The organism is Aquimarina sp. KJ22-3, assembly GCF_055808215.1.
On record NZ_CM147859.1, the window covers coordinates 2251756 to 2264207 of the forward strand.

The window sequence follows — 12452 nt, forward strand, 5'->3', positions numbered from 1 at the left end:
GAAAACAACTATGAATTAGTGAGGGCAATTTTAATTTATTATTTATTTATATCTAATGTTTTTTTGTTCAAAACGGTATCACCAATACAGAGCGAAATATTCATTTATACTGCAAAAGCAAAGACCATAAATACAAAGAAGATCAAGGTAAATTATTCTTACAGTAGTCAATATACCATGTATATTAAGTATCGGGATAAAATTGGTGGTTTGGTTGGCTTTTGTCCAACTATTCTAGATAGAAATACCCCTGTTGGTGATCAGAATAAATCAGAAAATATTACTGAAATCATCAATAATAAAGACTTGGACCAACTTCGAGTGAAAAACAAAAAAGAGCAAGAAGTAACTGAAAAGAACTATTGGTCCAAAATATTTTATGTGTGCAGTTTTCTTATCATATTGATGACATCACTTACCTTAATCATTCAACGTAATAAAATTGTCAGTTCAAGGAATAAGAATGATCAGATTGAAACTGAACTTTTGACATTACGTTCACAAATGAATCCTCATTTTATATTTAATACCTTGAATAGCCTACAAAGTTTAATACTTAATTCGAATAGGTTTGAAGCCTATTCGTATGTAATGAAGTTTGCCAAATTCATTCGTTTAATTCTTGAAAACTCCAAACATACTTTCGCGTCTTTGAATAAAGAAATTGAACTTGTTAGAATGTATATTGATTTGCAGCAATTACGTTTTGAGCAGAAAATAGAATATGTAGAAGAATTGGAGCTACAAAACATTGAGAGATATGGTATTCCATCGATGGTTTTGCAACCTCTTATAGAAAATTCGATTAATCGTAGTGTATTGAATGAAGAAGAAAAGGGAAAGATAGAATTACGTCTTTATAGCAAAGAAGGCTATGTGAAGTGTATTATTAAGGATGGGAGATTTGAAGATTCAAAAGTTTTTATGAGTCCAGTAACTAAAAAAGAAGTTGGCTCTTGTAGTACTATAATTAGTACTTACAAGAGAATTGGTGTATTGGTAGATAAAGGGTTCAAAAAAAGTGCTTTTGAGATGTTCAATGTGTTAGATTCTTTTGGAAATATAAAAGGCGTGAAGACCGTATTAGTATTGCCGGTATTGGTTAATAAAAATTGAAATTTATGTGCTTGAACTTAAATAATTTTGAGAATTCAAGGTAAAGAAGTTCTAACCATTTTCTCCATTTTTTGGAAGTCAGAAGAAAATAAGGTCAAGGAATAGTTTTTTTATGAATTCAATTTGTACTTATATCAACTTAAATAACCTTCAGTTGAATTAGAGGTTTTCAATCGTTTAAAAAACCAAGTATTTCGTGCTAATTATTAATCTTAACTAATTAAAAATGAAACGAAATACTTTTTATGGTTTACCGGTTGTTTTAAAGGTTATACTGGTAACTTTTTTAACTGCCCTTATTTGGTCCTGCGAAAAGGATGAACAGGATATTTTATTAGAGAATGAGGATATCACCATCGCTCCTGAGGCCTATGGCGATATACTCTCACGAGAAGAGTTGAATAAATATATTTTAAGTAGTATTAAAGGTACCGATAACTCATTTAATTGGAATGAGGTTCCAGAAAATGTATTATGGAGTGCCTTGGTACATTCTGATCACCAATTGATGATTGGTTATAAAAAAGCGGAATGGAATGATGAGGATACAAGACAATATATGTACGAAAACGGATCACTCAATAAATCTTTATCCGGTGACCTTTTTGATGTAAAAAACGATATAATAGACGAGATCTATGATACAGAGCTTGAAAAAAATAAAGATGCAACCAAAGAAGGTGTTCTGGTAAGAGAGAATGATCAATTACTCTCAATGACTATTAAAGTAGATAATCTGGAAACATTACGATCTTTACGAGCTTCTGATAATATACGTTATATAGAATCTACGTATACATTTTATAAAAGAGAATCTTTATCAAAGGACGGTTTTGGTTGTGGTCCATCTTCACCTGCATTGTTAAGAAACTACTATGATTACCTTACCATAAGTCCAGGGTCAAAAATAGGATGGAACTTTAAATATCATAAGATTAAAGAAACTTGGGAACATGGCGGTTACTTAGGAAAAGGTGTCGGTAAAGGGATTGGAGTAGCTATTTTTGATACAGGTAATTCCATTAACCAAAACTTACTTTCGGCAGCTTTTAATTCGGGTATAGTAACAGGTAGATCTTCATCTTATGTAGATTATTACGAAGGTTCTTCTCCTTGGGATATTTGTGGACACGGTACAGCGTTGGCAGGTGTAATTGCAGCACCTAGAACTGATCGTGGAAACACAATTGGGATTGCATATGGTTGTAATTTGCAAGCAGTAAAAGCCAATGGAGATGTAGTAATAAATGGGAGTAAAGATGTGTCTGCAATTGCTCAAGCATTTACAGTTAAAGCCTTAGAGCGTAATGTTAGGATTATTAGTATGAGTATGGGGAGTCCTATCTATTATTCTGAAATCGCTGATGCGATCATATTTGCTTACAAAAGAGGAAAGCTAATATTTGCGGCCGCAGGTACCATTCCAAATGGTAGTTCAATTTCAGGAGGTAATCCTGGGCTTACTAGGCTTTCGTTTCCATCAAACATGACAGAATATAATGGAGATGTGGTAATGTCGGTAACTGGGATTAATACCAAATACGGAGCTTGTGGAGAGTGTGTACAAGGCCCAATAGTAGATTTTGCAGTAGTGATGGAGCAAATGAATGGAACACAGGCGTTAGCATTAACAACCTATAGTAATGAACCATCTACTATCGGGGGATCTTCTGTAGCTACTGCAACAATGGCCGGAATAGCAGCGATAGTATGGGGGAAAAACCCGACTTTACCAAGAGCAGATGTTGTGTTTGCTCTCAAAACAGCTTCAGATTTTCCAGCAAGAACAAGTAACTGGTTTGGTTATGGGAAAGTTAATGCATTAGAAGCGTATAAAGCCTTTGGTAATTAATTATGATTAAATACCTTGAGAAAGTAACTAAAAGAAACATGTTACTTTTCTAAGGAATACAACTATTTTGAAATAACCTTTATATAATAAAAGCCTTTTGATAAGTTCAAAAGGCTTTTTGATATGGTAAAAAAAGAACTATAGGTTTTTATTGCATATTACTTAAATAATTAAACGGTAAAAAGCAATCCTAAATTCATAAAAAGTAGTATTCGATTCATAAGATCATTATTTGGATTCAGTATCATTTAGGTTGCTACAGAATACAATAATTCATGAAAATTTTGGGTATTTGTACCCATGTTTTTTGTTGTGTGATTTAATAAATTCGCGTTGTGGTTTTAGTAAAAAATATGCTATGAAATTCTTTTGGTTTTTGATACTTCAAATGGGTTTGTTTGCGAGTAATGATGCAATTAATTTGTTTACTAAACCTATAAGATTTAATCGACTTTTGTGCGTTCAATCAGTTGATGATGAAGCACTAAAAAAGAAACAGTATGATTCAGGCGTTCTTGCACAGTATTATTTCAATAGAGATACCGATTCTACCATAAAATATAGGAAGAGATTTATTAGGTATAGTCTCCAGTTACAAAATAATGATTCATTAGGTAAAGGTTATTATTTATTGGCTGCGTCTCTTTTTCAAAAAGGGGAATTAGAAGTAAGTCATAAATTTGCAGATTCTGCTCTTTATTATTATCAAACCGCAAAAGATACTTTGGCTGTTGGGATTTCCTATCAATTATTAAGCTCTATTTTTCTATCAAAAACTGATTATGAAAATTCATTACTCAACCTAAGGTTAGCAGAAAGGCTATATGATACTAATCCTCCTGAGGTTTATGAACAGTTGAGGTTGTATTTTAACTTCGGGAATGTCTATTTGCATTTAGAACATTGGGATATTTCAGAAACCTATTACGCAAAAGCCCTTGATTTATCAAATACCCTTGATAAAAGTGAGCAAGACTATTATGAACCATTAATTCTATTGAATCTAGGATTGATTTATCGGGAGAGGGATGAGTATCAAAGAACGTATGATTTATATGCTACCTTACTAAAGGAAAGATCTTTGGACGAGAATACAAGGATAATTATATTAAATAAATTGGCATCGGTTTGTGTCCTCTTAGGGAAAAATAGAGAAGCAAAGGAGCTGTCAGAAGAAGCGTTAAGTGCTATAGAAAAAAACGATTCATTTTCGATATATAGTGCAGAGATTCATAGTCATTATGGTTTAGCCTTAATAGAATTAAAAGAGTATAGCAAGGCTGAAAAAATACTACTCAAATCCTTACAATTATCAAAACAAATAGGAGATCCAAGCCAAATAGCAAGTAGATTGTCAGTATTGTCTGATTTTTATCGGGAAATTGGGAAAACTGAAAAAGCCTTTGACTATTTACAGGAAATGTCAGAACTCAAAGATAGCATTTATACGCAGGAAAGTCTTCAGAAACTACAAAGTGTAGAGATTGATAATGCGGTATTGGAGAAGGAAGATCAGATAAAAAAAGTTAAAGAGGAGAAATTGATATCCGAGACTGTTTTAAGAAAAAAATATAGAGGATATATCCTTTTGGTGCTCGCTATCTTGTTTTTTTCGGTTTTGGTTTTTCTTGTTTTTTTATTCAGAAATAAAACCATTATAGCCCAGAACAATCAAAAAATTGCAGAAGGTAAATTACAAGCGTTGCGCTCACAAATGAACCCTCATTTTGTATTCAATATGATTAATAGTGTGCAAGACTTTATACTGTCGTCTAATAAATTTGAAGCCTATAAATATTTGTCTAAATTTTCTGATTCTATTAGACTTATATTAGAAAACTCGGAGTATTCATCGCTATTAATCAAAGATGAACTCAATATTATCAGGTTATATGTGGACTTACAGCAAGTTAGGTTTCCCGACAAATTAGAGTATGAAGAACATATATTTCTTTCTGAAGAAGATTTGAGGATAGAAATACCTGCTATGGTCCTACAACCATTGGTTGAGAATGCTATTGTACATGGAGTATTTAATAAATCTACCGCTGGGAAAGTAATATTTACGATAAAGAAAGACGAAAAAAACAGGTACATTATCTGTAGTATAGAGGATGATGGAGTTGGGAGAATAAAGGCCTTGGAAATCAAAAGAAATAGAAAAACTTTAGAGGTTCGAAAATCAATAACGAATTATAATACTAAAGAGAGGATGGAAATACTAAGTAAAAAATTCAATAAAGAATTTGTATACCAGATTGAAGATTTATATGCAGGAGGAACACCAACAGGAACAAAAGTGAGTATTAGGTTCCCTTATTTCAATTAAAACAAAAGTGTAAGACTAATTTTTAGAGAATGAGCAAAAAACTAAGAACAATATTAGTAGATGATGAACCAAGTGGAATTCGTAATTTGGAAAAATTACTTCAGGAGTTTTGCCCTGTTGTCACTGTAGTAGGGAAGGCTCCTAACTTTGAAGTTTTAAAAGGCCTTTTAGAAAAGCAAGAAATAGATCTTGTCTTTTTGGATGTTCAAATTAATAATTCTCTAATTTTTAATTTTTTGGAAGATCTGGTAGAGATTAATTTCGAAATTATTTTTGTTTCAGCTTATAATCATGCTCTAGAAGCCTTTCGTTATAGAGCTGTAAATTATTTACTAAAACCTGTAGATATTTCAGAGCTTATTAAAAGTGTGCACCTAGTTTATGAGAATATCTTCAGGAATGATATTTTTAATGAAATGACTAGTTCTTTGTCTTTATCTCAAGAGAGTAAGAGACCGAAGAATGTTTTTCTACCTACTTCTTCTGGTTACGAAATTATCGCTGCGGACTCTATACTATACTGTATCGCAGATGGAAGTTATACAGAGTTTGTTTTGGAAGAGAACAAAAAAATTGTAGTCTCTCAGTACATTAAAATTTATGAAAGAAAACTTTTGAAATTTGATTTCATTAGAATACATAAGTCCTATTTGATAAATCCAACTCATGTAAAAAAGATTTCAAGATCAGACGGAGGGTATTTAGAGATGAGTGATGGTAGAATGCTTCAGGTAAGCAAAAACAAAAAAGATGAGACGATGCAAAAACTCATGTTTCATGAGGAGTAATGAACTTAGATTTATGTAGTAAATTATGCAACCGATCTTGGTTTTTCAGTAAATGATGATAGTATATAAAATCAAAAACCTTTGTATTCATGAATACAAAGGTTTGTTTTTGATGTCGGGGTGGCAGGATTAATTAAAATTCTGTAACCCTCTATATTTTAGTAGTTTAAACACTTTTAACTATATGTGTTCACCTATTTATACACTAAAGTTAAAAAGAACTATTTAAAAACAAATAATATTTGTCTTTACGGTGGGCAAATATACAATTTAGAATAAAAAAAGTAGAATAAGTTATATTTTTTTGCATTAAAAATAGAAGTTTAAAAGCATTTCTTAAAGTCAAAAAAAATAGCGAGGCGATTTTGGCTAGCCTTCCCAGTAGGAAATTCCATATCAATTAATTTTATACGGTGTTACCCAGCGTTTTTTCTTTCAGTCAACTTATTATAAGTAATGACTTAATATAGTTTATCTTTAACTAAATAAGAAACATATTTAATTCCTAAAAATTGATGAAACTTTATATTAAATATATGGTAAGCTTAAGATGTAAGCTTTTTGTTAAAAATGAGTTAGAAAAACTGGGTTTACACTATATAAGTGTTGAGCTTGGAATGATTGAAATAAAAGAAGATATTTCTGAATCTCAAAAACAAGAATTCAAATCAAATTTAGCTAAGTCAGGACTAGAATTAATAGATGATAATAGAAGTATTCTTATAGATAAAATTAAAAACGTGATTATAGAAATGATTCATTATTCTGATGAATTTCCAAATGTTAACTATTCAGATTACATAGCACAAAAATTGAATTATGATTACACGTATTTATCAAATTTGTTTTCAGAAGTAAAGGGAATTACTATTCAGCATTTTATAATTAAACATAAAATAGAAAGGGCAAAAGAATTGATTCTTTACAACGAACTTAATCTCACTGAAATTGCCTATAAATTAAATTACAGTAGTGTTGCTCATTTGTCTAACCAATTCAAAAAGGTTACTGGACATACACCTACTTTTTATAAAAAAATAGGACAAAAAAGAAAGCTAAATCTAGAGAACCTGTGACATGTGTAATCATATATGATAGTTGTGTAATACAATTTGAGGTATTAGTCGTCATCTTTGTGATAGTAGTACAATTAAGCACTACTTTAAATACATAATTATGGAAACCCAGAACAAAGAAGGCGAGAAAAAGACAAGTGAACTATTTAAATTTAGTGGCGATTGGGATAAACAATCAAAAGCATTGAAAGTGAAATATCCAAAATTGACTTCTGAAGATGTGAAATTTGAAAGTGGTAAAGAATTAGATTTAATTAAAAGACTAGAGAACAGGTTAGATAAAGACAGAAATGAAGTTGTAGGTATCTTGAAATCAAATTATAAAAGCATTGCAAATGCTTCCTAGAATATTAAGTTAAATCTATATATTAAGAACAGTTTTTCACTAAACTGTTCTTTTTTATTAGCTTTATTTTAATGTAACTATAGCACAAAGTGTATAACTTAATGTACTATCTCATCGTTATCATTGTAAGGCTATTAATCAATTAGGGAAGTTAGGATAAACTATTTATTCGGACTTAAAAAAGCAGACTCAAGTCTGCTTTTTTTCATAAAAATAATATTCAACAGCGATCCGTATATATTCGCTCGATTAACTTTTTTAGTTCCATTTCATAGGTTGCAAACGTCTAATAAACTTTATTTGTTTTCTTCCATTCTGAGCAATATTTAAATACACTGGTTTAGCCTTTAAACCATTAATTATGTTCTTAAGAAAAGGTTCAATGACAACTGTAGTTTTTAGTTGCTTTTTTTTAGATACTTCAAATTCTATATCTATAATGTCGTTAATGCGTAAATGTGTCATAATCTATATGTTTTTTATATAACAAAGTTGAGGCTATTTCCTTTCCTTATGTTACATGACAATATTGAGTTTTTATACATTTAACTGATTTAATATTTTTAATTATTTAGTTCTAGACCGTAATATCTGTAATTCTTTTCAAAAGTTATACAACCTGATCAAAATCATAAAGTTTAACTTGTTATACAATACTTAACATTTAAAAATTTATAATTATGTCTAGAGAAAAAAGCGACAAAGCTAAAAGCAGTAAGACAGCACCAACTAGGACAGCGAAGGAAAAGAAACTGGCTAAAGCAGAAAAGAGACGAACGAAAAAGGACGAGTAAATACAATTTGTGTTATGGAGAATCATGAATTTGAAAACCTTAAGGCATTCAATATTGGCAATGAGTTGAAATATGTTTCGAATACTATAATCGTTAAACATATTTTAAATGAAAGAACAGGCAATATAATGGCTTTAGCATTGGACTATGGTAAAGTGTATAAGCCCAAACAAACACCATTTTCAACTTTTGTAAATGTAATTGAGGGAAAAGCAGAAATTGTAGTAGACAACATGTCCACATATTTACAAAAGAATGAATCCATGATTATTCCTGGTCATGTTTTATATACAATAGAAGCAAATGAAAGATTTAAGATGCTTTCAATTATTTTAAAAAGTGGCTATGACGATTTAGAGCCATAGAACAAAATCAAATATAATGAGTAACTTATTTAAATCAGGTGATATAGTGTGTGCAAAAGTTAATCCTACAAAACCTCTAAAAGTTAGAATTTTTGCTAGAAAAGTATATTATTGTAACGTATATAATCAACCAGAAGAAAAAGAGAAATTGAATTTTATAAAAATAAAAACTAGATATAGTTGAATTCGGAAAGTAATTTTTACAATGTTGGGTAACGAGCTGCTAAACGCAGTTCTGTATTTTTTGAGTAAATATAAAGAATTTGGACAACCATTTATTTAGATATTAGATTTCCACTTAAATCGAAATAATGGTTTGTCAAATAGATAGAGTAGCTATCGTTATTTGTCAAATTCTGATTATTGGGAACAAAAAATGCTGATCCAAATTGCATTTAGCTGTAGTAGCCACTACTTAATCCGACAGATGTGGTCATTCTGAACTTTGCAATAATATATCCAGTCAACGTATCGGCTAATTACCAATTTCAATGCCGTATCAACTTTAGCATGAACTACCTGTCCTTCTTTATACTTGTTTTCCATAACGCTGTTGAAATGTATCTGTCAGAAAAAGAATTATTAAGCTTGATCCTTCACTTGATGATGTTTGTAATCCTCCTCATAAAATATCTCTGTAGGGGAGAGAATAGGTTGTCGGGTCTTCATGCTCAGGATCACTTTTATTGATTTTTTCATCAATTTGGCAGTAATATTTTTTCTAAAAACATCCGCCAGTTTCCAAAGCCCATCCGGTGTAATAGCAATTAAATCTGCATCTATTGATCTGGTGAAATTAATAATACCATCCTCTATCGTAAGGTCATTATATATGTTATGCGTGCTTTGATTTAAATCAAATTCGTTGCTAAATTCTGCCATTAATTTTAGGCTGTCATGGGTTCTTTGGAATCGGCTCGGTGTATTTACCTTTAGCAAATGGAGATTAGTATCAAATAAGTCAATAATCTTTTTCATTCTCGGAAATATTTCATATATCTCACCATAAAACTCTGAGGCGAGAACCATATTTTCTATATTAAAGTCTTTGAATTGTTCCTGTACAATTAAGACTGGCATCTTAGCTAGTAACATGACTCTTTCTGTATTTGAGCCAATGAATGAGCCTCCCAACCGGCTATCCCCATAAGCACCCATTAATATTAAATCAACCTGATGGCTATCCGCGTGCTTAAGGATGGTTTTATATACATCATATCTCAACTCATAAATAGTCTTAGCATTTTTGATGTTATATGAGCTTACAATTGTATCCAATTTACGCTGAATGTTACTTATAACTTTATCGCCACCAGGCATGTTATGATAATTTTCATAATCATCATCGTCTGAATTCAATGGTCTGTCGACAACATGCAAAAGAACCAATTGAGCTCCTGTTTGCTGCGCAATTGAAGCGGCCGAACTAACAGCATAATTTGCGTAATCCGAGAAGTCTGTAGCTACTAATATTTTTTTCATAGTTTTTTAAAAAATCTAGGGTGCCCTAATCAACAATACTATTGAATTCTGTACCTTTTTTATAATCTTTCAGTTGAGATCTTATTGTATTAAGATATTCTTCTAAACAGTTTGGTTGAATCCCTTTTTTATCAATCGAAAATTGGAAAGGTGTTTCATCCAAAAGATTGTATAGTTCAGGATATTTATCTCCTATTTCCATCGTTACTGTAAGGATCTCATTAGTCAATTCTTTTATTTCTTTTCGGTTAGTTGCCATTGTTTACAATCAGTATATATAGTACACGTTATATTTCCTGCAAAACTGAATTAGATATTGTTAATCATAGTAGTTATAAACTATTTTTGCCAACTACAATTCCGTTTTCTTTTCTTTTCAATGGAACGATACTAGCCATTTCACTCACTACATTGACTAGATCAGAACCATCTGGTACGATAATTTTGGTATTGTTTTCTAGTGCAGTTTCCATGGCTTCTAATTTCCTGAGCAGTTGTGCATTTCCGATAAAGTATTTATCAGCTGCTTCGTTTACCAGTTTTATGGCTTCCGCTTCACCTTCAGCATGCAAAATTTTGGCGCGTTTGTAGCCTTCTGCTTCTTTGATCTTGGCCCGTTTAATTCCATCCGCAACCGTTTCTGCTGCGGTAGCTGAATCTATTGCAGCAATTTTTTCATTTTCCGCTTTCACCACCTTGTTCATTGTTTCCTGTACATCCGAAGGGGGATCAATTTGCTTTAACTCAGTTCGGATAATTTCGATTCCCCAGTCCTTTGTTTCTTTGTGCAGTGTTTCATGCAGTTCCATGTTAATTTTGCCCCTTTCACTATTTGCTGATTTAAGCGTTAACGTTCCAATGATGTTACGTAATGTGGTACGGGCAAGGTTTACGATCTGGTATTGGTAGTCGTTTACATCGTAGGTAGAACCTTTTACACTATCCTCATCTGACTTTACTCTGAAGTAAACCTGAGCATCTACACTGGCATTCAAGTTATCGTTGGTGATGATTTCCTGTGGTTCAGCATCTACCATTTGTTCAGTGATGTTCACCAAGAAGAGCCTATCTATTAGAGGTATTATCCAGTGAAACCCAGGTTCAGCCAGTTTCCTGTATTTCCCAAGCCGCTCAATAAGCCCCTTGTGTGTAGGTCTTACGATTCTAATACCTGCTATCAATATAATGGCAACAGGGATAATGATATAAATATAAATCGGTTCCATATTTGTGTGCATTAAGCGTTAGAATGATTTTTTTTAAATGGACAAGGTCTAGTCAGGTCTTGTTCATTAGAAGGTTTAATTTTCAAGCTTTGGTTAATTTTTTTTTGGTTGACCTTTTTTGATGATATTATTACTTCTTTTCGGTTTTTATTCAAACGGGTTTCTATCCTTTTGAGCAGTTCGTTTTCTTTTCCGGTTTCGAATTTCAAATCTTCATCCGTAAGTTGTGAAAACTTACCTTTTAATTCTTTCCACAGATTAGCTCAGTTATCAGTAATCTTGAAGGTATCATCGATCTTTTTTTTGAGAATTTTCCATCTTTTTTAGTTGACATTGTGAATTTATTTTCACAACATTATAAAGATACATCTACTATATATCTCTTTCATTACACAAAAAGGGAAGAGAGTTACATTTATCACACATCCTCATGAAGGCTTCCCTGTTTTAATATATAACTTCGTGCTCATTCTTATAATAATTTGTAACTAAACAGACATCTTGATCTAAATATACCATTTAATCTTATTTTAAATTACACTTCTATAAAAGATTCTTATCGCTATTATGATAATAGATAGTCTATTTATAATCTTTTTATTTGTCTCAACAAATTATAATTATGCCTCTTGAGTTTTTTTAATTTATTAAAAGACTTTCTTTTAATTACATTTAGTTCTTTTTTTAATCAAATTAAGCATAAGCCCAAAGCTTTGAATAGCTTATAATTCGCCCTTATCAGTTGGTCACAATTAACAATTACGGAGAGTATTCCCCCGATAGAAAGTTATCAATTACAAGAACTTACTATCATAAAAAACTCTCTATGTAAGCGTGATTGTAAAACTAAGGGGGAATAGCAAGAGGGTAACACGCTGCGCGATGTTACTGTTTCATAATCCTATGGATTAGTGCTGTTTGCATGTTTTAAAACAACCTATAAAGAATCATTTTTCATGGAAAAATGCGCTGAGCTCAATAGATATAGGAAGTTTTTCACGGAAAAAAGTGATTGTTAATAGAGTTTATTACTATTTGTTTTGAGTTGATTAACGTTGAATTTTACTTGATTGGTTTT

The 12452-nt window shown here is 31.4% G+C and carries 11 protein-coding genes; 7 read left to right on the plus strand and 4 right to left on the minus strand.

Translation table 11 applies throughout. The annotated features are described in order from the left end of the window. Positions 1 to 63 precede the first annotated feature (63 nt). The 6 genes from AC0L3Q_RS10280 (at position 64) to AC0L3Q_RS10305 (ending at position 7507) form a co-directional block, all read left to right on the plus strand. Positions 64 to 1116 carry a sensor histidine kinase gene (locus tag AC0L3Q_RS10280; protein WP_473286479.1) on the plus strand — a complete coding sequence of 351 codons (1053 nt, stop codon included), beginning with the start codon at positions 64 to 66 and terminating at the stop codon, positions 1114 to 1116. 226 nt (positions 1117 to 1342) lie between these two features. After that, entirely contained in the window at positions 1343 to 2968 is a 1626-nt protein-coding gene (locus AC0L3Q_RS10285) for a S8 family peptidase (protein ID WP_473286480.1), read from the plus strand. 358 nt (positions 2969 to 3326) lie between these two features. Then, positions 3327 to 5297, plus strand: coding sequence for a tetratricopeptide repeat protein (locus tag AC0L3Q_RS10290; RefSeq protein WP_473286481.1), 1971 nt, complete (start codon positions 3327 to 3329; stop codon positions 5295 to 5297). Positions 5298 to 5326: 29 nt separating this feature from the next. Next, entirely contained in the window at positions 5327 to 6085 is a 759-nt protein-coding gene (locus AC0L3Q_RS10295; protein WP_473286482.1) for a LytR/AlgR family response regulator transcription factor, read from the plus strand. 515 nt (positions 6086 to 6600) lie between these two features. Further along, positions 6601 to 7161 (plus strand): helix-turn-helix domain-containing protein, encoded by a 561-nt coding sequence (locus AC0L3Q_RS10300; RefSeq protein WP_473286483.1) that lies wholly within the window; start codon positions 6601 to 6603, stop codon positions 7159 to 7161. Positions 7162 to 7261: 100 nt separating this feature from the next. After that, positions 7262 to 7507, plus strand: a complete 246-nt coding sequence (locus AC0L3Q_RS10305; RefSeq protein ID WP_473286484.1) for a hypothetical protein — start codon at positions 7262 to 7264, stop codon at positions 7505 to 7507. Between the two features lie 258 nt (positions 7508 to 7765). Here AC0L3Q_RS10305 and AC0L3Q_RS10310 read toward each other — a convergent pair whose 3' ends face one another. Continuing rightward, positions 7766 to 7972 carry a hypothetical protein gene (locus tag AC0L3Q_RS10310; protein WP_473286485.1) on the minus strand — a complete coding sequence of 69 codons (207 nt, stop codon included), beginning with the start codon at positions 7970 to 7972 and terminating at the stop codon, positions 7766 to 7768. Between the two features lie 343 nt (positions 7973 to 8315). On the opposite strand from AC0L3Q_RS10310, the gene AC0L3Q_RS10315 reads away from it, so the two are divergent. After that, positions 8316 to 8666: a cupin domain-containing protein gene (locus AC0L3Q_RS10315; protein ID WP_473286486.1), complete on the plus strand. Its 351-nt coding sequence runs from the start codon at positions 8316 to 8318 to the stop codon at positions 8664 to 8666. A 582-nt stretch (positions 8667 to 9248) separates the two neighbouring features. Here the strand turns inward: AC0L3Q_RS10315 and AC0L3Q_RS10320 are convergent. The 3 genes from AC0L3Q_RS10320 to AC0L3Q_RS10330 all read right to left on the minus strand — a co-directional run bounded on the left by AC0L3Q_RS10320 (position 9249) and on the right by AC0L3Q_RS10330 (position 11374). After that, entirely contained in the window at positions 9249 to 10148 is a 900-nt protein-coding gene (locus tag AC0L3Q_RS10320) for a universal stress protein (RefSeq protein ID WP_473286487.1), read from the minus strand. Between the two features lie 25 nt (positions 10149 to 10173). Then, positions 10174 to 10407: a hypothetical protein gene (locus AC0L3Q_RS10325; RefSeq protein ID WP_473286488.1), complete on the minus strand. Its 234-nt coding sequence runs from the start codon at positions 10405 to 10407 to the stop codon at positions 10174 to 10176. A gap of 73 nt (positions 10408 to 10480) precedes the next feature. Beyond that, positions 10481 to 11374: an SPFH domain-containing protein gene (locus AC0L3Q_RS10330; protein ID WP_473286489.1), complete on the minus strand. Its 894-nt coding sequence runs from the start codon at positions 11372 to 11374 to the stop codon at positions 10481 to 10483. Between the last annotated feature and the right edge of the window lie 1078 nt (positions 11375 to 12452).

Bases quoted from the DNA above. Each gene is read 5' to 3' on its own strand.
- AC0L3Q_RS10285 (WP_473286480.1), top strand. From the start codon at position 1,343: ATGAAACGAAATACTTTTTATGGTTTACCGGTTGTTTTAAAGGTTATA.
- AC0L3Q_RS10290 (WP_473286481.1), top strand. From the start codon at position 3,327: ATGAAATTCTTTTGGTTTTTGATACTTCAAATGGGTTTGTTTGCGAGT.
- AC0L3Q_RS10295 (WP_473286482.1), top strand. From the start codon at position 5,327: ATGAGCAAAAAACTAAGAACAATATTAGTAGATGATGAACCAAGTGGA.
- AC0L3Q_RS10300 (WP_473286483.1), top strand. From the start codon at position 6,601: ATGAAACTTTATATTAAATATATGGTAAGCTTAAGATGTAAGCTTTTT.
- AC0L3Q_RS10305 (WP_473286484.1), top strand. From the start codon at position 7,262: ATGGAAACCCAGAACAAAGAAGGCGAGAAAAAGACAAGTGAACTATTT.
- AC0L3Q_RS10310 (WP_473286485.1), bottom strand. From the start codon at position 7,972: ATGACACATTTACGCATTAACGACATTATAGATATAGAATTTGAAGTA.
- AC0L3Q_RS10315 (WP_473286486.1), top strand. From the start codon at position 8,316: ATGGAGAATCATGAATTTGAAAACCTTAAGGCATTCAATATTGGCAAT.
- AC0L3Q_RS10320 (WP_473286487.1), bottom strand. From the start codon at position 10,148: ATGAAAAAAATATTAGTAGCTACAGACTTCTCGGATTACGCAAATTAT.
- AC0L3Q_RS10325 (WP_473286488.1), bottom strand. From the start codon at position 10,407: ATGGCAACTAACCGAAAAGAAATAAAAGAATTGACTAATGAGATCCTT.
- AC0L3Q_RS10330 (WP_473286489.1), bottom strand. From the start codon at position 11,374: ATGGAACCGATTTATATTTATATCATTATCCCTGTTGCCATTATATTG.